At 57.0% G+C, this 23,905-nt stretch carries 20 protein-coding genes, 1 tRNA gene and 2 pseudogenes; 19 read left to right on the forward strand and 4 right to left on the reverse strand.

The features are described from left to right. The first annotated feature begins 189 nt into the window (after positions 1–189). The 10 genes and pseudogenes from uca to ACN1C3_RS07120 form a co-directional block, all read left to right on the forward strand. Complete coding sequence (gene uca, locus ACN1C3_RS07075) at positions 190–3,837, forward strand: urea carboxylase (RefSeq protein ID WP_419115094.1); 3,648 nt, start codon at positions 190–192, stop codon at positions 3,835–3,837. A 25-nt stretch (positions 3,838–3,862) separates the two neighbouring features. After that, a complete protein-coding gene (gene atzF / locus ACN1C3_RS07080) occupies positions 3,863–5,641 on the forward strand; it encodes an allophanate hydrolase (RefSeq protein ID WP_419115095.1) in 1,779 nt (592 codons plus the stop codon). 220 nt (positions 5,642–5,861) lie between these two features. Further along, positions 5,862–7,349, forward strand: coding sequence for a diguanylate cyclase domain-containing protein (locus tag ACN1C3_RS07085; RefSeq protein ID WP_419115096.1), 1,488 nt, complete (start codon positions 5,862–5,864; stop codon positions 7,347–7,349). Beyond that, the gene (locus ACN1C3_RS07090) at positions 7,342–7,536 is read left to right on the forward strand and encodes a cysteine-rich CWC family protein (protein ID WP_419115097.1); all 195 of its coding nucleotides are present in this window, start codon (positions 7,342–7,344) and stop codon (positions 7,534–7,536) included. Before ACN1C3_RS07085 ends, ACN1C3_RS07090 begins: the two co-directional genes overlap by 8 nt. Positions 7,537–7,595: 59 nt before the next feature. Then, positions 7,596–8,288: a pseudouridine synthase gene (locus ACN1C3_RS07095; RefSeq protein ID WP_419115098.1), complete on the forward strand. Its 693-nt coding sequence runs from the start codon at positions 7,596–7,598 to the stop codon at positions 8,286–8,288. Positions 8,289–8,612: 324 nt separating this feature from the next. Continuing rightward, complete coding sequence (locus ACN1C3_RS07100) at positions 8,613–9,497, forward strand: alpha/beta fold hydrolase (protein ID WP_419115099.1); 885 nt, start codon at positions 8,613–8,615, stop codon at positions 9,495–9,497. A gap of 249 nt (positions 9,498–9,746) precedes the next feature. Next, a tRNA-Gly gene (locus tag ACN1C3_RS07105) sits at positions 9,747–9,820 on the forward strand. A 238-nt stretch (positions 9,821–10,058) separates the two neighbouring features. Beyond that, positions 10,059–11,909 (forward strand): tyrosine-type recombinase/integrase, encoded by a 1,851-nt coding sequence (locus ACN1C3_RS07110; RefSeq protein WP_419115100.1) that lies wholly within the window; start codon positions 10,059–10,061, stop codon positions 11,907–11,909. A gap of 316 nt (positions 11,910–12,225) precedes the next feature. Next, positions 12,226–13,383 (forward strand): STY4528 family pathogenicity island replication protein, encoded by a 1,158-nt coding sequence (locus ACN1C3_RS07115; protein ID WP_419115101.1) that lies wholly within the window; start codon positions 12,226–12,228, stop codon positions 13,381–13,383. A 122-nt stretch (positions 13,384–13,505) separates the two neighbouring features. Continuing rightward, positions 13,506–13,628 (forward strand): annotated as a pseudogene (locus ACN1C3_RS07120) (DUF4113 domain-containing protein); the annotation flags it as partial. Positions 13,629–13,725: 97 nt separating this feature from the next. On the opposite strand, the gene ACN1C3_RS07125 reads toward ACN1C3_RS07120, so the two are convergent. Together ACN1C3_RS07125 and ACN1C3_RS07130 are read right to left on the reverse strand one after the other, a co-directional pair. Next, positions 13,726–13,911, reverse strand: a complete 186-nt coding sequence (locus ACN1C3_RS07125) for a hypothetical protein (RefSeq protein WP_419115102.1) — start codon at positions 13,909–13,911, stop codon at positions 13,726–13,728. Between the two features lie 132 nt (positions 13,912–14,043). Then, positions 14,044–14,238, reverse strand: coding sequence for a hypothetical protein (locus tag ACN1C3_RS07130; protein ID WP_419115103.1), 195 nt, complete (start codon positions 14,236–14,238; stop codon positions 14,044–14,046). Between the two features lie 600 nt (positions 14,239–14,838). Between ACN1C3_RS07130 and ACN1C3_RS07135 the strand changes: the two genes are divergently transcribed. The 5 genes and pseudogenes from ACN1C3_RS07135 to ACN1C3_RS07155 all read left to right on the forward strand — a co-directional run. Further along, positions 14,839–15,123, forward strand: coding sequence for a DUF3077 domain-containing protein (locus ACN1C3_RS07135; RefSeq protein WP_419115104.1), 285 nt, complete (start codon positions 14,839–14,841; stop codon positions 15,121–15,123). A gap of 1,094 nt (positions 15,124–16,217) precedes the next feature. Beyond that, positions 16,218–17,081, forward strand: a complete 864-nt coding sequence (locus ACN1C3_RS07140; protein WP_419115105.1) for an integrase domain-containing protein — start codon at positions 16,218–16,220, stop codon at positions 17,079–17,081. 480 nt (positions 17,082–17,561) lie between these two features. Further along, the gene (locus ACN1C3_RS07145; protein ID WP_419115261.1) at positions 17,562–17,939 is read left to right on the forward strand and encodes a c-type cytochrome; all 378 of its coding nucleotides are present in this window, start codon (positions 17,562–17,564) and stop codon (positions 17,937–17,939) included. Between the two features lie 320 nt (positions 17,940–18,259). Continuing rightward, positions 18,260–18,742 carry a DUF2867 domain-containing protein gene (locus tag ACN1C3_RS07150; protein WP_419115106.1) on the forward strand — a complete coding sequence of 161 codons (483 nt, stop codon included), beginning with the start codon at positions 18,260–18,262 and terminating at the stop codon, positions 18,740–18,742. Between the two features lie 359 nt (positions 18,743–19,101). After that, positions 19,102–19,317 (forward strand): annotated as a pseudogene (locus tag ACN1C3_RS07155) (integrase core domain-containing protein); the annotation flags it as partial. A gap of 78 nt (positions 19,318–19,395) precedes the next feature. Here the strand turns inward: ACN1C3_RS07155 and ACN1C3_RS07160 are convergent. Both ACN1C3_RS07160 and tam read right to left on the reverse strand, forming a co-directional pair. Next, positions 19,396–19,731, reverse strand: coding sequence for a 5-carboxymethyl-2-hydroxymuconate Delta-isomerase (locus tag ACN1C3_RS07160; RefSeq protein ID WP_419115107.1), 336 nt, complete (start codon positions 19,729–19,731; stop codon positions 19,396–19,398). 880 nt (positions 19,732–20,611) lie between these two features. Next, positions 20,612–21,379: a trans-aconitate 2-methyltransferase gene (gene tam, locus ACN1C3_RS07165; protein WP_419115108.1), complete on the reverse strand. Its 768-nt coding sequence runs from the start codon at positions 21,377–21,379 to the stop codon at positions 20,612–20,614. Positions 21,380–21,680: 301 nt separating this feature from the next. On the opposite strand from tam, the gene ACN1C3_RS07170 reads away from it, so the two are divergent. The 4 genes from ACN1C3_RS07170 to ACN1C3_RS07185 all read left to right on the forward strand — a co-directional run bounded on the left by ACN1C3_RS07170 (position 21,681) and on the right by ACN1C3_RS07185 (position 23,847). Further along, positions 21,681–21,866 (forward strand): type II toxin-antitoxin system HicA family toxin, encoded by a 186-nt coding sequence (locus ACN1C3_RS07170; protein ID WP_419115109.1) that lies wholly within the window; start codon positions 21,681–21,683, stop codon positions 21,864–21,866. A 37-nt stretch (positions 21,867–21,903) separates the two neighbouring features. After that, positions 21,904–22,311, forward strand: coding sequence for a type II toxin-antitoxin system HicB family antitoxin (locus ACN1C3_RS07175; protein WP_419115110.1), 408 nt, complete (start codon positions 21,904–21,906; stop codon positions 22,309–22,311). 370 nt (positions 22,312–22,681) lie between these two features. Continuing rightward, the gene (locus ACN1C3_RS07180; protein WP_419115111.1) at positions 22,682–23,185 is read left to right on the forward strand and encodes an inclusion body family protein; all 504 of its coding nucleotides are present in this window, start codon (positions 22,682–22,684) and stop codon (positions 23,183–23,185) included. 122 nt (positions 23,186–23,307) lie between these two features. Further along, positions 23,308–23,847: an AidA/PixA family protein gene (locus tag ACN1C3_RS07185; protein ID WP_419115112.1), complete on the forward strand. Its 540-nt coding sequence runs from the start codon at positions 23,308–23,310 to the stop codon at positions 23,845–23,847. Positions 23,848–23,905 lie beyond the last annotated feature (58 nt).

Consider the following 23,905-nt stretch of genomic DNA (forward strand, 5'->3'; position numbering starts at 1 on the left):
GCGTTCTGACTGACGCTTTCGCGGGCAAGCCCGCTCCCACAGGGGGACCGCGATCTAATGTGGGAGCGGGCTTGCCCGCGAAAGCGATCGCACAGTGACCCGGGACGACCCTGGCACACATCGAAAACTGCGGGACGGCCCGCATCCCAGGTCGGGGCTGAGCTGCCATCAGCCTCCAGGGGTTTTGCCATGTTCGAAAAACTGTTGATCGCCAACCGTGGCGCCATTGCTTGTCGCATTCTGCGGACCTTGCGTGAATTGCAGGTCAAGGGCGTTGCTGTGTACTCCGAAGCCGATGCCGCCAGCCTGCACATCCTGCACGCCGACGAAGCCCACAGCCTCGGCGAAGGCGCCGCCTCGGGCACCTATCTGGCAGTGGAAAAAGTCCTCGCCATCGCCAAAGCCTCAGGCGCCACGGCGATTCATCCCGGCTACGGTTTCCTCTCGGAAAACGCCGCGTTCGCCGAAGCCTGCGAAGCGGCCAATATCGCTTTCGTCGGGCCGACGCCAGAACAGCTGCGAATGTTTGGCCTCAAACACACCGCCCGCGCCTTGGCCAAGCAGCACGGCGTGCCGATGCTGGAAGGCACCGAGTTGCTCGACAGCCTCGACGCCGCATTGATTGCAGGTGATCAGGTCGGCTATCCGGTGATGCTCAAAAGCACCGCCGGCGGTGGCGGCATCGGCATGCGCGTGTGCCGCAGCGCGGTGGATTTGAGCGAATCCTTCGACGCGGTGAAACGCCTCGGGCAGAACAACTTCAGCGACGCCGGAGTGTTTATCGAGAAGTACATCCAGCGCGCCCGACACCTGGAAGTTCAGGTGTTCGGTGACGGCCAGGGCGAAGTGATCGCCCTCGGTGTGCGCGACTGCTCGGTGCAACGGCGCAACCAGAAAGTCCTCGAAGAAACCCCTGCGCCGAACCTGCCCGACGGCATGGCCGAAGCGCTATGCGCGGCTGCGATCAAACTGGCAAAAGCGGTGAATTACCGCAGCGCTGGCACGGTGGAATTCGTCTTCGACAGCGACGCTCAGCGATTCTACTTTTTGGAAGTGAACACCCGCTTGCAGGTCGAGCACGGCGTCACCGAACAAGTATGGGGTGTCGATCTGGTGCGCTGGATGGTGCAACTGGCGGCCGGTGATCTGCCACCGTTGAGTGAACTGAGCCAAGCATTGAAACCCGAAGGTCATGCGATACAGGCACGATTGTATGCTGAAGACCCGGGCCGGGATTTCCAGCCGAGCCCCGGCCTGCTGACCGCTGTGAACTTCCCTACCGCCGACGGCAAACAGCTGCGCATCGACACTTGGGTCGAGGCCGGTTGCGAAATCCCGCCGTACTTCGATCCGATGATTGCCAAGCTCATCAGTTGGGCACCGACCCGCGAACAGGCCCGCGCTGATCTGCATCAAGCCTTGGGCGACAGCCTGCTGTATGGCGTGGAAACCAACCGCGATTACCTGCGGCAGATTCTGCTCGATGCGCCGTTCGCCAGCGGCCAGCCCTGGACCCGTTGCCTCGAAGGTCTGGTCTACCAGGCCAACACCTTCGAAGTGCTCAGCGCCGGGACCCAGACCAGCGTGCAAGACTACCCCGGTCGCCTCGGCTATTGGGCGGTCGGTGTGCCGCCATCAGGACCGATGGACAGCCGAGCACTGCGTTTGGGCAATCGCCTGCTGGGCAATGAAGAGGGTTTTGCGGCCCTGGAAATCACCATGAGCGGGCCCTTGCTGCGCTTCAACTGCGAGGCCATGGTGGCGGTGACCGGCGCTGTCATTCCGCTGACGTTGAACGGCCAACCCGTGCCAATGAACACCAGCCTGTCGGCCCCGGCAGGCGCCACCTTGAGCCTGGGCACCATTGCCGGCGCCGGCGCACGCAGCTATTTGTGCCTGCGCGGCGGTCTGCAAGTGCCGGACTATCTGGGTAGCAAAAGCACCTTCACCCTCGGCCAATTCGGCGGTCACGGCGGCCGTGCCTTGCGGGCCGGGGATGTGCTGCACCTTTGCCCGTTGAGCGACCACCGTGCGGGGGAAACGCTGCCGGATGAACAGGTCGTCGAGTTGCCGTCCGTGCGACAAGTTCGGGTGATCTACGGGCCCCACGGCGCGCCGGAATATTTCACTGAACGCTACATCCAGACCTTCTTCGCCACCCAATGGGAAGTCCACTTCAACTCCAGTCGCACCGGCGTACGGCTGATCGGGCCGAAGCCAGAATGGGTCCGCGCTGATGGTGGTGAGGCCGGGCTGCACCCATCGAATATTCACGACAACCCGTACGCCATCGGCGCGGTGGATTTCACCGGTGACATGCCGGTGATCCTCGGCCCCGACGGCCCAAGCCTGGGTGGGTTTGTGTGCCCGGTGACGGTGATTGAGGCGGATTTGTGGCAGTTGGGGCAGCTGAAGGCTGGGGACAAGGTGCAGTTCTCCCCCGTCAATCTACAGACGGCCCGCGCACTCAAACTTGAGGGTGATTCCTGTGGGAGCGACGGTGCGGCGATCCGACTTGCCCGCGAAGGGGCCAGACGAGACACCGCATCAACTTCTTCGTGGGCAAGCCCACTCCCACACGAGATTGTGTCGCCTGTCGTTTTGGATCTGGGCCAGGACGACACCCGCCTCGTCGCACGTCTCTCTGGCGACACCCATCTGCTATTGGAAATCGGCGCCCCCGAGCTGGATCTGGTGCTGCGTTTCCGCGGCCACGCGCTGATGCAAGCACTGGAAGCCAAGGCCCTGCACGGCGTGATAGACCTGACGCCTGGTATCCGTTCGCTGCAAGTGCACTACCAACCCGAGCAACTGCCGCTGGCCGATTTGCTCGGCATCGTCGCCGGCGAATGGGATGCCGTGTGCGCCGCCAAAGACCTGCAAGTGCCGTCGCGCATCGTCCACCTGCCGCTGTCCTGGGACGACCCGGCCTGCCAGTTGGCCATCGAGAAGTACATGACCACGGTGCGCAAGGACGCGCCCTGGTGCCCAAGCAATCTGGAGTTCATCCGCCGCATCAACGACCTGCCCAACCTCGACGAAGTGCAACGCACGGTGTTCGACGCCAGCTATCTGGTGATGGGGCTGGGTGACGTCTACCTCGGTGCGCCGGTCGCCACCCCGCTCGATCCACGGCACCGTTTGGTGACCACGAAGTACAACCCGGCGCGGACCTGGACCGCCGAAAACTCGGTGGGCATCGGTGGCGCCTACATGTGTGTGTACGGCATGGAAGGCCCCGGCGGTTATCAGTTCGTCGGCCGCACCTTGCAGATGTGGAACCGCTACCGCGAAGTCGCGGCGTTCGACGGCAAACCCTGGTTGCTGCGCTTCTTCGACCAGATCCGCTTCTACCCGGTGAGTGCCGATGAGTTGTTGCAGATTCGTCGTGATTTTCCGCTGGGGCGCTTTGAGCTGAGCATCGAACAGAGCCAGCTCAAGCTTGCCGATTACCAAGCCTTTCTGACCCAGGAAGCCGAGAGCATCGCCGCGTTCCGTCAGCAGCAACAGAGCGCTTTCAACGCCGAGCGCGAGCGCTGGATCGCCAGCGGCCAGGCGCATTTCGACAGCGAAGAACAGGTGCCCGAACAGGCCGAAGACGCGCCGCTGGAAAGTGGCCAGCAGAGCGTCGACAGCCACATCGCCGGCAACCTCTGGCAGGTTCAGGTAGAAACCGGCAGCCGGGTCGCCGCCGGTGATGTGCTGGTGATTCTGGAGTCGATGAAGATGGAAATCCCGGTGCTCGCGCCCATGGCCGGTGTCGTCCGGGAAATCCGCGTGCAACCCGGTTCTGCGGTGCGTGCCGGGCAGCGAGTCGTGGTGCTGGAACTCGACTGATCTCATTTAAAGAAGGACTTAAACGATGACTATCAATCTGCAACTCGACACCCTGCGCGCCGCCTACCGCACCGGCAGCACCACGCCTCGGCAACTGCTGCCAGGCTTGCGGGAAAAAGCCGCAGCGCTGAATCCGGACTATCACCTGTTTATCCACTTGCTCAGCCTCGCCGAACTGGAGCCCTACCTTGCCGCGCTGGACGGCCGCGACATCGACAGTTTGCCGCTGTACGGCGTGCCGTTCGCGATCAAGGACAACATCGACCTGGCGGGCATTCCCACCACTGCCGCCTGCCCGGCCTTCGCCTATGTACCGCAGCGTTCGGCGACTATCGTCGAGCAGTTGCTGGCCCTCGGCGCGATCCCGCTGGGCAAGACCAACCTCGACCAATTCGCCACTGGCCTCAATGGCAGTCGTTCGCCCTATGGCGCATGCCCGAACAGCGTATTGCCGGAATATCCGTCGGGGGGTTCCAGTGCCGGTTCTTCGTTGGCGGTGGCACTCGGGGTCGCAAGTTTTGCTTTGGGCACTGATACCGCTGGTTCCGGCCGAGTGCCGGCGGCGTTGAATAATCTGTTGGGTTTAAAGGCCACCAAAGGTTTGATCTCCACCGCGGGCGTAGTCCCGGCCTGTCGCACCCTGGATTGCGTGACAACCTTTACGGCGACCGCTCGCGAAGCCAGCCAGTTGCTGGCCCTGACCGCGCAGCTCGATCCGCGTGATGAGTACAGCCGCATCAACCCGTTGTGGAATGACGGCTCGGCCTTCGGCACACCGCGACCGTTTCGCTTCGGCGTGCCGCGAGTTGAGGACCTGCAATTCTTCGGCTGCGAGGAAGGTCCCTTGCTGTTCGGTGACGCTATTGATCGGCTCAAGGGACTTGGCGGTGAAGCGGTGGAACTCGACATGTCACCATTCCTCGAAGCCGCCCGCTTGCTGTATGAAGGGCCGTGGGTGGCCGAGCGTTACAGCGTGGCCGGCGAGTTAATGGAACAAAACCCCGAAGCCGTACTGCCGGTAATCCGCGCTGTGCTGGCCAAGGCGCCGGCAGTCGATGGCGTGCAAACCTTCCGCGCCCAGTACCGTCTGCAAGCCTTGAAAGCCCTGTGCGACCAGGCACTGGAAAACCTCGACTGCGTACTGACCCCGACCATCGGCCGCCCCGTGACCCTGGCGGAACTTGAGGCGGAGCCGGTGTTGCGCAACTCCGAACTCGGCTATTACACCAACTTCATGAACCTGCTGGACTACGCCGCCGTCGCCGTACCCAGCGGTTTCATGAGCAATGGTTTGCCGTGGGGCGTGACGCTGTTTGGCCGGGCGTTTACCGACCAGTACCTGCTGAGCGTGGCCGATGCGCTGCAACGTCAACAAGGCTCGACCTTACCCGCCCCTACCCATCCGGCCCGCAACGATCGCGCCCGGCTGGTGGTGTGCGGTGCGCATCTGGATGGACTGGCGCTGAACTGGCAACTCAAGCAACGCGGTGGTCGTCTGGTTGAAACCACTCAAAGTTCGCCGCACTACCAACTCTACGCTCTGGCCGGCGGCCCACCGTTTCGCCCGGGTATGGTGCGCGTGGCTGAAGGAGGGATGGCGATTGCGGTGGAGGTCTGGGAGTTGCCGAGCAGTGAGTTGGGTTCGTTTCTGACCGGGATTGCGGCGCCGCTCGGGTTGGGCAAAGTGCAGCTTGCCGACGGACGCTGGGAAAGCGGGTTTATCTGTGAATCCTATGGACTGGACGGCGCAAAGAATATTAGCCATCTGGGCGGATGGCGGGCGTATCTGCAAAGCCGCAGTTGACCACATGATCGTTCCCACGCTCCCGCGTGGGAATGCATCCCGTGACGCTGCGCGTCACATCCACAGCGGACGCAGAGCGTCCATGGCGGCATTCCTTTGCTGCGCGTGGGAACGATCAAGTTTTGACTGTTAGCAGTCCGAATACCCCTGCAAATGAAGCAGTTATTTCCGTGCCGTGCCATTAGAATGCCCCCACCCGGCCTCTGCCAACGGAATCGCTATGCTGCTTCGCTCTGCACTGTATTCGCAACGCTCGTTGGTGCTCACGCTCATCGCGCTGCTGGGCTGTGGTTTCCTCGCCACTTCACTGCTCAGTTACTACGCCTCGCGGGCGTCGATTCGCGACAATATCGTCAATACCGAGTTGCCGCTGACTTCCGACACGGTCTACTCGGAGATTCAGAAAGACCTGGTCCGGCCGATCCTGATTTCCTCGATGATGGCCCGCGACACCTTCATGCGCGATTGGGTAGTCGCCGGCGAACGCGACCCCGAGCAAATGACCCGTTACCTCAACGAGGTCATGACCCACTACGATGCCTACACTGCGTTCTTCGTTTCCAACAGCAGCCTGACCTACTACCACGCCAAGGGTGTACTGAAAAAAATCAGCGCCAAGGAACCCCGTGACACCTGGTACTTTCGCGTGCGCGACATGGCCGAGCCGTATGAGATCAACGTCGATCCGGACATGGCCAACCATGACAACCTGACCTTTTTCATCAACTACAAAGTCTACGACTACAAAGACCAGTTCATCGGTGCCGCCGGCGTCGGTCTGACGGTCGATGCGGTCATCAAGCTGATCGACAAATACCAGCAGCGCTACCAGCGCAGCGTGTACTTCGTCGACACCTTCGGCCGCCTGGTGCTCACCGGCGCTGAAGGCGGGCCGCAAGGCGCACGGGTCGGGCAGACCCTCAGCGAGCTCGACAGCATGAAGGACCTACTGACCAAACTGCCCAAACCCAGCAGCGGCAGCTATGAGTATTCGGCCCAGGGTCTGGGGCATTTTCTCAACGTGCGGTTCATCCCCGAGTTGAATTGGTACCTGTTCGTCGATAAACGCGAAGACAGCGCCCTCAATGAAATCCGCCAGTCGCTGTACCTCAACTTGCTGATCTGCCTGATCGTCACACTGATCGTGCTGGCCCTGCTCAACCGCGTGGTCAACCGCTACCAGCGCAAGATCGAAGCCCAGGCGACCCTCGACAGCCTCACCGGCCTGCCCAACCGCCGTGGCTTCGACCTGCTGGCTATCCAGGCCATGCACGAAGCCCAGCGCGAACCAAAACCGCTGACGGCCTTGCTGCTGGACCTGGACCACTTCAAGCGCTTGAACGACACTTACGGCCACCTCGCCGGTGACCAGGTGCTGGCCGGTTTCGCCCAGGATCTGGAAAGCTGCCTGCGCCAGTCAGACATTGTCTGCCGCTGGGGCGGGGAAGAATTCATCGTGCTGCTCAAGGACACTGACAGCACCACTGGTCAGATGATTGCCGAAAAAATCCGTCACCAGATCGAGCAACAACGCTATGCCTATGAAGGCCAGGCGCTGCAGGTCACCGTCAGCATTGGTCTCGCCACCCTGCAAACCGACGACACGCTGCACCTGCTGCTATCGCGCGCCGACCATGCGATGTACCGTGCAAAACAAACTGGCCGTAACCGAACCTGCGTGGAAAAGCCTCACTCAAGCGATGAATAAACCTGACCTCTGCCCGGCCTGCGGCGCCAGCAACGACTGCACCCTGGTCGATCCGCGAACCGCTGACCAAGCCTGCTGGTGCTACGGCGTCAGCATCGACCCGGCAGTGCTCCAGGCACTGCCCGCCGAACTGCGCGACCAATCCTGCCTGTGCCCGCGCTGCGCGCAAGTCGAGGCGCAGTTGTAGGCGCAGCCACCAAGCCGATCACGTAAGATGCACAACCCTTTTCTGATCTGCCGATAGCCATGCGCGTTGACCGTTTCCTCAGCAACCTGCCCCGTTTCAACCGCAAACAAGTGCGCTTGCTGCTGGTCGAACGGCGGATCAAGGTTGACGGGCAAATAGTCAGCGACCCTCACTTTGATGTGCGCGAGTTCAGTCGCGTCGAGTGCGACGGCGAAGTGCTGCAAGCCGGCAAACCGCCGCGCTACTTCATGCTGCACAAACCGCCGGGCTGCGTCAGCGCCACCAGCGATCCTGAGCATCCGACCGTGCTCGACCTCATCGATGAGCTGGACAAACACGAACTGCACATCGCCGGGCGACTGGACTTCAACACCACCGGCCTGATGCTGATCACCAACGACGGCAGTTGGTCACGACGCCTGACCCAGCCGCAGACCAAACTGCCGAAAATCTACTACGTCGAAACCGAACAAGACATCGCCCCTGAGTACGCGCAGACCTTCGCCCAAGGCCTCTACTTCGCCTTCGAAGACCTCACCACCCAACCGGCCGAACTGCTCGTGCTCGGGCCAAAGTCTGCGCGGCTGAGCATCGTCGAGGGCCGTTATCACCAGGTGAAACGGATGTTTGGCCACTTCAACAACAAGGTCCTGCGCCTGCACCGCGAACGCATGGGGCCGCTGGTGCTCGACGACGCCCTCGCACCCGGCGAGTACCGCCCGCTGACCGCCGAAGAAATCCAACACATCTAAAACTCGCTGCCGAGTCACGACCATTCAGCAGAAGTTGTCGAGCAATTCACAAACGGCACTTGCGGGATGAGTCTCACCCTGCTTGAATCAAACCGTCGGCCAAAATGTGACCGATGAGTCATCAACATACTTCTAAGAAACCTTTTGCCGGCAGTGAGCCCTCAGGCTCCGCATTCCCCCGGCAGATTGCCCGCCTATAACAATACCCGTCGACCAGGTTTCACCGGATCGACATGGGCTTCAAAATTCCAGGCGTATGCCTACCTGTCACAAAGCTCGTGCAATCTTATTGCGCGCATACCCGCTTGCCAGGAGTCTTACGACATGAGGCCAGAAATCGCTGTGCTGGATATACAGGGTCAGTACCGGGTTTACACGGAGTTCTATCGCGCAGATGCCGCAGAAAAGACCATCATTCTGGTCAACGGCTCCATGGCCACCACTGCGTCATTTGCCCAGACCGTGAAAAACCTGCACCCGCAATTCAACGTCGTGCTTTACGACCAGCCCTACGCGGGCAAGTCCAAAGCCCACAACCTGCACGAGAAAATGCTCACCAAGGAAATTGAGGGGCAGATTCTCCTGGAGCTGATCGACCACTTCGCCGCCGAGCACGTGCTGTCGTTCTCCTGGGGTGGCGCCGCGGCATTGGTCGCCTTGGCCCATCGTCCACGGCGCATCGAAAAAGCCGTGATCAGTTCGTTCTCCCCAGTGATCAACGAACCGATGCTTGAGTACCTCGAACGCGGCGTCGACTACCTCGGCAGCCTGGATCGCGACCGGGTCGGAAACCTGGTGAACAACACCATCGGCAAACACCTGCCGTCGTTGTTCAAGCGCTTCAACTACCGCCACGTCAGCACCCTGGCCGAGCATGAGTACGGGCAGATGCACTTCCACATCAACGAAGTGCTCAACAGCGATCGCCTGTGCTACCTCAACGCCGCCAAAAAAATCGACGTGCCGGTGCTGTTCATGAACGGTGAATGGGACGAATACACTGCCGCTGGCGATGCCAAACTGTTCGCCAACCACGTGCAGCACAGCACCTTCAGCACCATTCAGGCCACCGGGCACTTTCTCGACATGGAACACAAAGCCGCCTGCCGAGACAGCCGCCACGCTCTGCTGGGCTTCTTGAAACCGGCCCAACATGAAAACCGACCGCGCTACCAGTTCGTCCAGGATCACCATGCATTGGCAATTTGAAATAGCGTCATCGCGGGCAACCTCGCGCTCCTAAGGATCATGCAATACCTGTGGGAGCGTGGCTTGCCCGCGAAAGACCGCAAAGCGGTCTCAAAATCTTTGCCCCCAATCATTCGCCCGGCCTGACCCCAGCCGCCGTCGACGATTAAATGCTGCCCGCCGCTCCCCCGAAAAACCCCGTAATCGCAAATACCCCAAAGAAAAACTTCAAATCCCCGCGCACATCTGGTACAAAGTCAGCCGCTCTGAGCGGGTGTCGTATAATGGTATTACTCCAGCTTCCCAAGCTGATCACGCGGGTTCGATTCCCGCCACCCGCTCCACATCGACTTTCCATGGACGTCTATACAAGTCTACGGAACGCATGCAAGTCACTGAGCTGAAACGGTTTTATTCCTAGCTTCATTCCAGTGACATCCAGCGAATTCCACTGACTACCGGTCCGATTTGGTACATAAAGTGGTACATCCTTGCGGTCTTTTCCCGTTCCGCATTGTTGCTGGAGGAGCCATCCCCGGGGGATGACCATCGCATCCAACTCTAATTCTGAGGGTTGGACACATGCTCACCGATTTCAAAATCCGCCAGGCCAAAGCCACTGGCAAAAAATACACGCTCAGCGATTCCGACGGCCTCTCCCTTTTCATCTCGAGTGGCGGCTCCAAGCTCTGGCACTTTCGATATTCATGGCTCGGAAAGCGAACCCGCATCTCCTTGGGAAGCTATCCCGAGCTCTCCTTGCACGACGCCCGTGAATTGCGCGATCAGGCACGAGCGATGGTCACCAAGTGCATCAATCCCCGTATTGAACGCAAGCAGAAACTCAATGCCATCAAGATGGCAGGTGAGAACACCTTCATGACGGTCTACGAGAAGTGGCTGGACCACCGCAGACTAACCCTCGAAGAGGGACGCCAGACTTCGCTCTCGATCATCCCTCGGGTTTTCAAAAAGGACGTTTTCCCCCAGCTCAAGCGCCTGACCATCTACGAGATCACCCGGCCGATTCTGCTGGAAATCATCGGTCGCATTGAAAAACGCGGGGCACTGTCGGTCGCCGAAAAACTACGCTCATGGTTCAAACAGTTATTCGACTACGCAATGGTCATGGTCCAGGGAATGGAGAATCACCCGGCCATTGACCTGCACGTTGTCGCGATACCCCTGCCGCCTGTTGATCACAATCCATTTCTGCGCATGACCGAACTACCGCCGTTTCTCCAGATCCTGCGCAAGTACCAAGGCAGGCTCACAACTCAACTGGCAATTCGACTGCTGTTGCTGACAGGTGTACGCACTGGTGAGCTGCGCCTCGCCACACCAGATCAGTTCGATCTGGACCGGGGACTCTGGCTTATCCCTGTAGCCTCACTGAAGCAGCGCAAGATGCTGACCGCCAAAAAGCGCAAGCGCGCCACTGACATTCCGCCCTATATCGTCCCCCTCTCTGCGCAAGCGCTAGAGATCGCTCGTCACATGCTTGGGCAGTTCAAGACAGCGCAGATTTACCTGTTTCCCGGCGTTACGCGAATCAGTAACCGCATGAGCGAGAACACCGTCAATACCGCCCTCAAACGCCTGGGCTATGATGGCCGGCTAACCGCGCATGGCATCCGCGCCACGATGTCGACCGCGCTCAACGAACTGGGTTATCCCAAGGTTTGGGTAGATGCGCAGTTGTCGCACTCCGATCCCAACCGCATCAGTGCCTCCTACAACCACGCCGAGTACGTCGAACAGCGCAGGTTAATGATTCAGGATTGGGCCGACCGACTGGATCTGTTCGAACAAGGTCAAGTCCAGACCGCCAGCACCCATTTGACCATCCATTTGCAAGGTGTTCCGACGATTACGGGCCAGCACACCACTCCCCTTTCCACACCAAACCCACATGTCCCTATCATGCTGGTTACGTCCCCAGTACAAAGCCCGCCAACAGCAGCGCCGGCCAGCCATCGACTTTCCTCCGTAGAACTACCTGAATATGCCAAACCTACGTTGTCGGAACTCCAACGTGAGCGCCTCACGCTTCTGGACATTTTTGAGGGCCCGGACAATCTAGTCGTGGCCGATTACGCGAAGCTGGCAGGAAAATCTCGGCGGTGGATCACTTACGAGATACAAGCGGGCAATTTGCTCGCCATCCAGTTGGGCAACAAAGGACAGCGCGTGCCTGTATGGCAACTCGAGCCTTTAAAGCGGCAACTGGTTCAAACGGTTCTACGACAGACGCCTCGCGGTGTGGATACTTGGGACATCTACCATGCGCTGCATCGCCCGGATGAAGATCTGGGAGGGAGATCGTCCCTGGATGCCTTGACGCAACAAAATATGAAGGAGATTGCCAGCCTGTTAGTGGTTCAGTGTGCCCAGCCCGGTGCACCGCTGACAGCGAGTGGACTTCCGCTATAGGTGGATAGCGACCACTGAGACGCCACGCATGGCCGGTCGGACTGGAATCACACGTTAAACATCGACCGGTCGGCAAATGGCCCGTGAACACACGATTTTTCGGGAAGAGATCGCGTCACGGGCTATGCGGGGGACCGCCGGAAGTCTTTTCTAGGAGCATCGAGATCGCCGATCAATCCTGATGGCGATGCCGAAACAGTACGAAGGCTGAACATAACGGTTGTGTTGCAGAGCGTGTTGTTGAATGCCCTGCTAAGTGAACCGCGATGAGATGCAGGGGAACAGGCCGTCGTGGCCCATACCTCGGAGACATCTCATGGCACACCAACACACTCACCAGAACTCGCAGGACCAAGACGCTCTGCGCACCACGGTGCTTTCACTCACGATCGATATCCGCCTCACACCCCTGGACCGTAATTGCTGGCATGTTATGCGCATGCTCCGCTCCGCGGGAGGCCTCTATCCGCTGGCGGGCATGGGGCAGTTGCGCAGCTACCTCTCGTGCACTCCATTGGCAAAGCGCGCCGCGTTCGACACGGCTTGGCGCACGGTAGTCGTGCTGCGCCTCACGGGCTGGATCAGCTTGGTAGGGCAGCATTGCGATCCCCTGACTGACAGTGTTCTCAACGTGCTGTATCAGGTCAACGAGAGCGCGCTGGACTTTCAGCAGGCCTGTGCTCTTGACCCTAGCCTGCCAGAGCTTTTGCAGACCTGCATCGGCCACAAAAACAGCCATCTCGATCGTCTTGCCAAGCACATCGTGTCAACGCTTGAGCCCAAAGCCGCCTCCATTTCCACCGAGGAGCAACGCAACGACGAAGATGACCCGCCGCCACCCTCGACGCCATCGAGAAAGCGCCCTCCTGCAAACCAAATATCCGCATCCAGCGATTCCGTGAGCAGTACCACCGTCACGCAGCAGACCAAACAAGCCCCTCAGATGCCACATGAGCCAGACAGTACGTATAAGACGTATATGTATAAAAAAGAACGTACGTACCGCGCGCACACGCGTGAGGAAAGCGATACACCATCAGCGTCAGTGGCATTGCCGGCATGCCTGAACAACGCCAAGGCAGATCAGCAAAGAGACGTGCTGGCAGCCTTGAGTCGGCTGCCGTCACAACATCGCCAGGATGTGCTGGACGAACTGCAGGCACGCAGTCAGGGCGGCACGGTGCGCAATGTCGTCGCCTATTTCTTCGCTTTGGTGAAGCGCGTATCGGCAGGCGAGTTTCGCTTGTGGGCAGGTCGCAAAAAAGCGCAATCAGCTAACGAGCCTGACGAGATCCGGCCTGTGGCACCCGTGCGCACAGAAGTCTGCAAGAAGCCACCTGCGCAACCGGCGTGGCGCGAAGCTGGACGACCACACCTCGCCAACATGCGGAAGATACTGTCAGGCTCGATGAGCGCTGGAGACCTGGCTACACAGATGATGGAAGCCAAGGAGTGGCAGGCGAGCCCTGCTTAACGAGGAGTGTCTTCACCTTCTGCGGCATTGACCAAAAGGCAGGGTTGTGGGGAACAGGGTGCTGAATTCTGCGGTATGCACGTGTGGCGTATCGGCGCTCTTTTGCGGGGAGGCTTCGTTAGGGACGAGGGGCGCTGCGAGCGGCAAGCGTGCCGACCAATCCGGATTGGGCTATGCGGCGGGAAATGATGAGTCAGAGTTACACGACGCGGTTTGATCAGTTGTGGACGGTAGATTACCGATAAGCGTTAGTTGGATGGAGGCAGTCAAGGACCGCACAGCGATGAAATTTGTTTCAGCGCCTCCGATAGCACGAAAAAGGGTATCTGAGCCGACAGAGAATTAAAGATGCTTTGCGACAAAAGCGACGGCAACAAACAGGGTCAGCGCGAACGCAGCACCGATGCTGAACGGCAACAACGTAGCGCGGATTGTGGTCGGGGCCGGGCGTCTCATCTCTTCAGCTAAAGCCTCTACCTCACGATGTAATTGCTCAATGCTTGCTTGATTACTACGATGTGTAGACATGTCTCTTTCTCCTCCGAGGTCGCGGGCCGTGTTGAGTCCGCAAACCGTTCCTGGCAATGTGAGCCGTGTTATTGCAAAGTTCAAGTACCAGCGATGTATGGTGGTTATTGGTGTGTTGTGGCGAACCGGCGCTCAGATTTTAGTCCAAAATCCCACAACGGCGACAATGGCGGTCATTACCCCAGCCCCTACTGCGTATGGGTACCAGAGAGCTTCGTGCTTCAGCTTCGTTTCTTCGGCCGTAAGCTTGCGAGTCTCAGCCAACAATTTTCGGGTTTCGACCAGTAGTTTATCGAGCTCTAAATTTTCGCGATCATTCTGGAGCATTGATCATCCTTCTCGGGTTTCAGCCGCTGCCCTAAGCGTCGCTTTCTGCGAAGTCGGCAAAATCTGTCGGACGTCAATCGCTGATCACCAATCTTGTAGTCCGTTCTGCGGAGCACTATTTCTTATCTACCCAGCTGTGGATAGCGGGTGACTCTCGCTTAGTTTGTAGGCAAAATCTGAGAGTTGCGTATGAAAGAGCGTTAGCTGATTTTCGGTCAGTTGATCGTCTTGTTGACACTTGTTTCATCGGGATACTCTTTAGACGTCGCTGATAATTCAGCGATCGGGCTTGGAAACCCGGAGTTACGCAACAGCACCCCATCACAAGAGCTGGCGTCTTGTTACGCCTTTAAGAACTTGTGTTATGGCGGCTGTGCGTGGGACGTCTTCGGGCGTGCCGGTCTCCTTGACTCCCGGTTTCCAACCTGCGCTCAGCTGCCACCCCTTCGCTTGGAACGAACGTGGCGGCTCCTAACGTCAAGGAGCTAGACTGAACCCTGTTAAACCGCGTGATACAACTTTTTTCCCTCAACACTACTCCCCGTTTCGTAAAACAAAATCGCTCTATCTTGGCTGCTGCTTAAGGAATGGGGGTGGCTTATGAGCGACAATCCCAGACTAACGACCATCGGCCTTACACCTTTTCACTACTGCAATGATCAAGCGCTGTTTCGAGTCAACCGCGGCGTGCCTGTCGCGGATGCCTTGGAGCAAGTGTCGGATTTGCTCTTCTTGGCCAAGTTGTTGACCGTCGATGCCGCTTACTCCAAGGACAGTGACCGCCACGCCTGGGCGGCGCATCATTTAACTTCGATGAGCAAGGCGGTTGTCGATGATGTGCAGAAGGTGCTGACTAGATGGCCACCGGTGAAGACCGACGGCTAGCGGCCGCTTGCGGAGCCCCGAGGTCTCGGGGCTTCTTGAATGGAGTGGCGAGTTGGCGGTGAACCGCGCGCTAGATCAACTTAACCTGCCTTACCCGCCACGGTTCTGTGATGAGCGACTTACCGAGTTGCCTAAGTTCATCTGCCGCGTGAACCGCGAGAATCGGCCACCCATGTGGCCGATTGACGGTTTTACTCGCTGGATGTGTTGGAGACTGCACTCAAGTGCTTCAACGTCCCGAGTACACAATGACCGACGGATTCAGCGTCACCCTCAAACTCCCATAACCAGCACCACCGGCGAGGATCTGTACATGCCGCTGGCTCAGCTTTGCCCACAAGCTGCCTGTGCAGGCGTGGCATGGGGACCATGCCGCTTCTGCGCAGGGAGCCGACAACGCCGAAGGCCGCGTCAGTGCCGCAGGCGCGGATAAATACGCGCTTGCTGCAGCGCCCGTAACTGTCACGCGGCTCGGATGCCACGAGATGGGCCGTCACTGCAAGCCGCAGTGACGGCCCCACCCACGCCCCGAACAATACGGGCAACGCAAGATCCTATTGAGTGCGGCGTACATGATGATGGCCGCTCTACATTGACCGGGTAGCGCCAAAAGACGACTGGCATCATGTGTCGTCATCCCAACAGCGCAAGGTCCCTGCAAGCGGCTGGTCCACCAGAATGGATGGATGGGACCCATCCCAGGTATGCCAAGCTCCCTCAGCATACCGACCCCTACCCATGGGGCGGAGCCTACTTTGTCTCACGGATTCAATCTCTCTGATTCAATCCTTTACGCGCCGCTGGCGCACTTTCCCAGGTGGCGATCCTGTGTGCAATGCACAGGATTGCCGCCGCCTTCCTCCCGCACTCATTTCATTGGAGAACTCATCGACGCAAACAGCCCATTCATCTCTCACCCTCTCCGTCCGGTCTTCCTGCAGGAAGCAAGACAGACGTCTCATTCGAGACACTGGTGTCTCCTGAACACCATGCCCCCTGCCCTCACGGGATCTCGCCTAGCGAGTTGGCACCAACACTAACCAATGAGTTTCAGGAAAACGCAACAACACCTGGCAATACCCCGATGGTGGAATATGGACGACTTGACCTACACCTTGCGGCAGCTTTGCCGACGCAACCGCGATGGGAGCCACAACACCCAGGCCGACCGCATGCGCTCATTGGCCCTGTCCGCGCGGCAACTGCGCGAGGCCGGTTTCCGGCAGATGAAGGCCTCCTCGCTTAAGGGCAAACACGCCCTTGCATTGCTGGATCGTTGGCAAAGCGAAGGCCTGTCATCTGGCACCATCAAGAATCGGCTTTCCCACCTACGGTGGTGGGCCGAGAAGATCGGCAAGTCCGGCATTCTCCCAGCGGACAATACTCAACTCGGCGTGGCTGACCGGCGCTACGTAACCAGCATCAGCAAAGCCCGGGAACTAGGATCAGGCCTTGACCAAATCACCGACATGCACGCGCGCATGAGCCTTCAACTGCAGTCTGCATTCGGGTTACGTCGGGAGGAAGCGATCAAATTCCAGCCAAGTTATGCGGACCAAGGAGATCACATTCTCCTCAAGGGCTCGTGGACGAAAGGCGGGCGAGAGCGTTCTGTGCCGATCACTACACCGGAGCAACGCGAGGTGCTACAGGCAGCGCATCGCCTGGCGGGATCCGGGTCATTAATCCCGGCACACAAAAACTACATCCAACAGCGCAATACCTACGATGGCCAGTGCAAGGCAGCGGGTCTGAGTCATATGCACGGGCTACGTCACCGGTATGCACAAAGCCGCTATGAGGCTCTGACCGGTTGGAAGGCACCAGCAGCGGGTGGATTTTCATCCAAGGAATTGAGTGCAGCGCAGCGCATTGAAGACGCTCATGCTCGACAGACTATCAGCCGTGAGCTGGGGCATGAGAGGACACAAATTACTGCAACGTATCTTGGCAGATAGTTCAGGCTGCGAGAGAGACGGATATTTTGCCACCCCCAACAAAAGTCCTGCTGCTATCAAAAACATCTTTATTGCCCGCGCGACACCCAACTTGATCTGGAGTATGGGATACCAACGTGATGCAGGCAGTTGAACGAGCCCCATGGAAGACAGAGCACCGTTTCCCACTAACAACTAGGGCCAGCAGTTGTGTTTTTTACTGACAGCAACGATAAGTGTGGGCTGCTTGGGTAATTGCACAGACCGGCCCACCAATTTGCGTTCGACCTGACCAATCATTTCCATCGAATTTGAACAGCACGCTCATGACCATGAAACGCAGAAGTTGACCCAAAGCTGCCGATAGCAATGTGCAGGTAACGGCCAAGAGCTACCGTACCCAGAACTTCTTGCCTATGGCAAAGCCGCTTCGGATATACTAACGCTAGCTCAGTAGAGACGCCCTCTAGCATTCACGGACGAGACAAAACCCATATGTTAATGAAAATATCATTCATCGCTTCGCTAGGAATTCTATCGCTAATTCAAACACCACTATCTTTCGCGGACAATGTCAATGGGAAAAACCTCTATTTACAGAGGTGTGTCATGTGCCACGGAATAGATATCAAAGGAACAGGACCATTGGCTAATAAAATCAATCCTCCTACACCTGACCTTACAACGTCGGCTTTCAAAAAAAGACTAAATGATTATCCGGGCGTTATTGTATCATCGATAATACTTCGTCCAAATGGAGACTTGATTCCAAGAACTTTGCGAGAGAATGGTGTAAAGATTCCGCCACACGCTTGGAGCATTAAGGATTTTCGCGATTTGAATCAATACATGAGTGGTGTAATTTCAAAAAATCGATGATTTTGAGATGAGCAATGAACAGGGGATGGACTTATTTATTTGCTATCAGCCTAGATGCAATGAAAAATAGATCTGTCCCCTTTTCATACTGTCGAGGCTGGTGATAGAGAAATAAGTCTGTCACCTTTTCATTGCACTCTGGGCCAAAAGCCGCCGCTCACTGAGGACTGCTTGCGACCATACCGGCCTGTAGCCGGCAGATATTCACCCAGCGAACAGTTAAGGGATATTTGGTGCTAATTATGACGTAGCATGGCTACATGATGATCAGCTTCCGATTTTATCGGGAATGGCAGTCGGGCCACTGAAAGGGATAATGTTTGGCTACCACATCACCTGCTCACACTCTGCGTGCGCTGTCCGATCTTGATTACTATGACAGCAGGTCGGTTCCGCTCCCTGTTGAAATCACCGCTCTTGACGCTTGGAACATCATGACGGCCGAACCGGGACTGCTCATGCGGCTAGCTTTCCGAACGAGGGACGCGATTTCCTCGTTATTCGGCGTGAAGCGGATCGGCGGGTTCTCCGGCGCTAGGCGAGAGACAGTACACGCTGACGAACAGCTGGATTTCTTTCTGGTGGAGCATAGTGCCCCCGACATGCTGGTTCTGACCGAACGTGACCGGCACCTGGATGTCATGATTTGCCTTTCGATAACAGATCGTGTGTTCACGATCACATCATCTGTCGTAACGCATAACGTCTTTGGGCGCATCTACATGTTGCCGGTAGGTCTAGCCCATAAGCTGATCGTCAATAGTGATCTCAGGCGACTGAAACGAAAGCTTGAAGGGAAGTAGATTTTGGTTGTTTCAGCTTTATCCCAGCGACCGCTCCTGGCCGATTGTGTTGAAAAAGTCGACCTGGCCAAGTGGGCAATGCATTGAGCGGTGAAAACGTCATTTTTGTGCGCTGGTACGTAAAATCTGAGTCCTGATTCTTCTGCGTGCGGTGCGGATTTCAATCTCAGACGTGTTCTTTTCTTACCCGAAAACCGAAGCCGACTTATTCAACACAATCGGCCCATTGCTGCTGTTCACTACAGGCAGCTTTCGGCCAGAAACAAAAACTTCGAACCCTATATCTCCACCCTCGCAATTGCAGCCTCTCTTCCCTGCCAGGTGCTATAGACGATCCCTACACTCGATGGCTTGCATAGGATTGCTACGACAACTCACCGATGGAGCGTGTCTTCCGGAGCTTGAAAACGGAGTGGATACCATCGGTGGGCTATATGTCGGTTCAGCAGGCCCAACGGGATATAAGCCATTATTTGATGCACTGCTACAACTCGATACGGCCTCATCAATTCAATGGCAGGCTAACGCCCGCTCAGGCCGAGAAAAAACTTAACGTCATGTCCGGTATTAGCTGACCACTACATTTTGACTCTATTACCCTCCCTGATACAGGTTGAGTCGCCCCGGTTTCTCTAGCCCCCTAGCAAGGTCGATTAAACGAGCCACTTCAAATAGCTAGCCCGCTCGATATCAACAACCTCAACAGTTATAGAGCACGACACCAAATCAAGTTCGCTGAGCTTGGCCTGTATCGATTTGGAAAGTACTGCTTTTTGCAACAAAGATCTCCCAGAAAGTATTTTGACCGTTACATGAACGAAATCGGTCTTAAAGCCGCCTACAATGTAACTGTGATAGGTAAGCGCCCGGACTTTAATATCGCTACCGTCCGGTTCGAAAAGCATTGAGTCTAGTGTCCCCTGATGCACCTTCGACGTAAGCATGTCGCCATCCAGAGTGGCTGAGCACTCAATAATGCAATGAGGCATAATATCTCCAACTTTATCCGTGTTGTTTGAATGGTAGGTTGAGAAGGCACTTTCGAACGTTTGGCATAAACTGTCAAGGGGGCATGGGCACTTAATGCGTGCCGGAGCAAGGCATTGTTGTATAAGGCGAGCATCAGCACGACAAAGCGATGAAGCTATTGCGGCCTGTCATTTTTATTTCGCCTATAACTACATCAAGTAGAGCAGGTGACCCAGCGTATAACCTTCTCAAGGTGGCCAGCGTGAATCGGCCCTAATATCGTAGATCTATTTGAGAGTCTGCTTTTGGCCGATTCTGTTGAAAAAGTCGGAGTAGTCACTGCAGCCTTAGGTTGAGACTTGAAAGCACATCATTTGTGCGCTGGTACGAAAAATCTGACCCGGTTTGCCGCTCAAAACTCGGCAGATTTCAATCTCCGTTGCACCGTTTTTCACGGCGACTCTTGCAGCGGACTTTTTCAACAGAATCGGCCGTTCTCTGCCGATCATGAGCCTCTTATAGCGGACTCTCCGACTAATGTGCAGCGCTGCCAAATTCCTTCAAAACCTCCGCGATTAGTCAGCATCGAAGATTTGCTCAGTCAACTGAGCCATCACACCTAAGCAGTGCGAAATGCTCCTTACCGTGCGCAGGGTGGCAAGCTCAGGGTACTTGATGGGCATAGGGTCCTAGTACATAATGCGGTCTCACCACCCTATTGATGGTGGATCTAATTTTTATTAAACAATTAGTTGGATGTCATCTGATCATCCCGCCACCCGCTCCACTCATTTGAATCCAACGTCGCGATGGTTTGACGGGGGATGTAGAGACAACAAAAAACCGGTCCACGTGGCCGGTTTTTTTGTGGGTGGGATTTGAGTGCGCTTCGACTGTTTTTTACCGCGTCGCCACAATAAACAGCCGTGGAAATGGCAGCAGCACCCCGCCATCAGCCAACGCGGGGTACGCCTGTTCGATCGACGCGGTGTAGCGCCTCAGGTACTCCTCCCGTTCAGCCTCGTCGAGTGGATCAAGAAAGGGTCGCAGGCCACTGCCCTTGAACCACTCCACCACCGCAGCGGCGCCTGCGAGGGGGTGATGGTAGGTGGTGCGCCACACGTCCACCCGGGCACAGCTTGAACGCAACAAACCGTAATAGCTGTTTGCGTCGGCCATCGCCGGTCGCTGGTCAGCGGCGCCGGCGAGTTTGTCGGCCCACGGGCCTTGGGCTGCCGTTTCGCGCATCAGGCGGTGGGCGGGCTGGTTGAGGTTATCGGGCATCTGAATGGCCAGACTGCCACCCGGAGCGAGCCGGGCCACAAGAGACGGCAGCAGGGTCGTGTGGTCGGGCACCCATTGAAGAACGGCGTTGGCCAGAATCACATCAAACGGGCCTGGCTCATCCCACCCTTCGATGGCCACCGCGTCGAACTGAACATCCGGTAAGCGCTTGCGGGCGGCTTCGATCATGTCGAGCGAACTGTCCAGCCCACGGACCTTGGCATTCGGAAAGCGCGCCGCCAGCAACTCAGTTGAGTTACCGGGGCCGCATCCGATATCGATGACGGAACGGGCTTGGGTCGTGGGTACAGCGGCCAGCAGATCACGTGCCGGACGCGTGCGCTCATCTTCAAAGGCAACATATTGCTTGGCAGACCAACTCATCGCGCGCTCCTCGGTTCTTTGTCCTGATGGGTAGACACGCTTGGCACGATGCATCGACAAGCGTGCTTTGTCCCTGCGCTCGCTAAGGTATGCCGTGGCTGACATTCGGGCAATCACTGCCCGGCCTCGAAAAAATCCAGAAACACACCAAGCCCACGCGATCCGCACGATCGCGCCTCACCTTCCTACACTTGCCCCCTTAACGCTTATCGCCATCCATCAGTTTTTTTGGTGGTTATAGTGTTGATAAGAGATTTTCAGCAGGTATAGTAACCACCTACACACGCCACAGGGAGGTGATGTGGATAGCCGATTTTTAATATGCCAGATCGTCGCTGACGGTTGGTATCTGGTAAGGGTCAGGGTCAGGGGTAGTCATCATCACTTCAAGCATCCAACAAAGCCCGGGCTGGTGACGATCCCACATCCGAAAAAAGACTTACTGAAAAAGACGGCCACCAGCATTTTGAAACAGACCCTGCTTTGATGAACCGGGTGCACAGCGTCCGCGGAGGACAACGAACATGCTTTACCCAATTGCGATTTCAATGGCCGATGATGAACACGCCTGGGGCGTAGAAGTGCCGGATATTCCTGGCTGCTTCTCGGCCGGCGATGACCTGGACGATGCCATGGCCATGGCACGGGAAGCCATCGAAGGGCACTTCGAAATTCTGGCTGAAGACGGCGCCCCGATCCCTCCAGCCAACAAAGTCACCCTTCATGCGGCCAATCCTCAATACGCAGGCTGCACCTGGGCTGTGGTTGATATCGACGTAACCAAGTATCTGGGCAAAGCCCAAAAACTCAACATCACCCTGCCCGGCTATCTACTGACCCGTATCGACGAGTACGTGCTGCATCATCCAGAAGAGAAAAGCCGCTCGGGGTTTCTGGCCTCGGCAGCGCTGAAGGTGTTGCAGCAGGGTTGAACGTCAGCGAATAGAGCACCAAAAAGACTTAAAGCATCTACGGCCCCCGAATTTCTTTGCAGACTGCAGAACTGTGGAGACATAAAGAACCGGTCTTGATCGCCGGTTTTTTATCGCTAACTGTTCATCTACCCTACCATTCGTCGAGCTTATAGCCGTCTGTTTTGACAGCTCAATTTTGAGATCTATAGTCCAATCGCGGCCTGCTGGAAGGAACCCGGACCGTCACTTTTTAGGCATGGAGCAAGGCCAGCTCGTATTCTGTGATCGGTGGGTTCCGCTAGTGGTGTGGTTACAACGGCCGTAAGGCAATCAAGCGTTGTAATGCCTGGTCAGCACCAGGCTCTCACTATGAAAAAGGAGCTTTACTATGTCTCGAGTCACGGATGTACTTGTTTCGATCGACACTGAAACCATTCTGAAAAACTACCCGAACATCAGCAAAAACCCCGCTTCACCGACGCTTATCGACGTCAATCATGTGTACATGGTGACCAACCAGAACAATGTGGTCAGTGGCCAGGCGGGCGGCGAGCTCAATTTGAAGGCTCAGGTCGGCGACCTGATTCGCTGGCGCGAAACCAGCCTGTCGCAGAGCTTCGAAACCGCGGTGATTTTCTACAAGTTCGTCGGCAACCAGGGCAATGACCTGATCTCGACACCCACGCCGCGCAAGGCTACCGCCTGCATCGCAGTCCCCAATACCAGTAACCCGTCCGTGCCCAGCTGCCAGAAAGTCGATAACCATTACTGGTCTTCGGAAACCCTCTCCACCGGCAGCGTGACGTACCACTTCCATTTTCTGATCGTGAATCGCGACTGCCAGATCGTTGGCTGCTGCTCGTGGGATCCGTTCATTACTATCCGTAACTGACGTGGGCGGCCCCTTGGCGACAAGGGGCTTTCCGATCTCACTACCGCCCCCACTGGAACTGGATGTCGTGCTTGAGCCGGGGCGGCTGTCGCAATCCGTCTACATCATGAAAGGAATCCGTGATGTCCGCAGACACGCTCGTACCTCCTTCGAAAAATACCGAACCCGCCAACAATGTGTCGCTCATTGTCGATGCTGAAACCTTGCTGTCACGTTATCCACAACCCAGTCTTGAACCGGATAGCCCGACGGTGATTGACGACGAATTCATCTTCGTAGCGGGTGGTACTCAAACAAAAAAATCTGTCAAAAATGACAGCCTGATTACGTTGACCGCAACCAATGGCAAAACCTTCCATATTCGCGGTCGCACCGTGGGTCTGCAGGCTGAGCACAGCGTGGTGTTTTACGACATTACGGTGGGCGATGCCGGCGTGCTTTCGCCCCCGCAGTTGATTGTCCACAGTGGCCTGACCTTGCCTGCCCCCAACCCTGAAAATCCAACCCAGCCGGTCAGTCAGAAGGCGGATGACCATTACTGGCAATGCATGCAATTGGCTGCTGGTGTGGAAAAGTGCGAACTGAGTTTTATGGTGGTTAACACGAGTTGCGAAGCGGTGGGTTACTTCAGTTGGGTGCTTGAGGTGAAGCTGGCCGGTTAAATAGATTTCAAATAAAAAACCGGCTCTGGGAGCCGGTTTTTTTATGTTGCTTGCGTCA

The organism is Pseudomonas sp. H11T01 (assembly GCF_048515765.1).
Lineage (GTDB): Bacteria > Pseudomonadota > Gammaproteobacteria > Pseudomonadales > Pseudomonadaceae > Aquipseudomonas.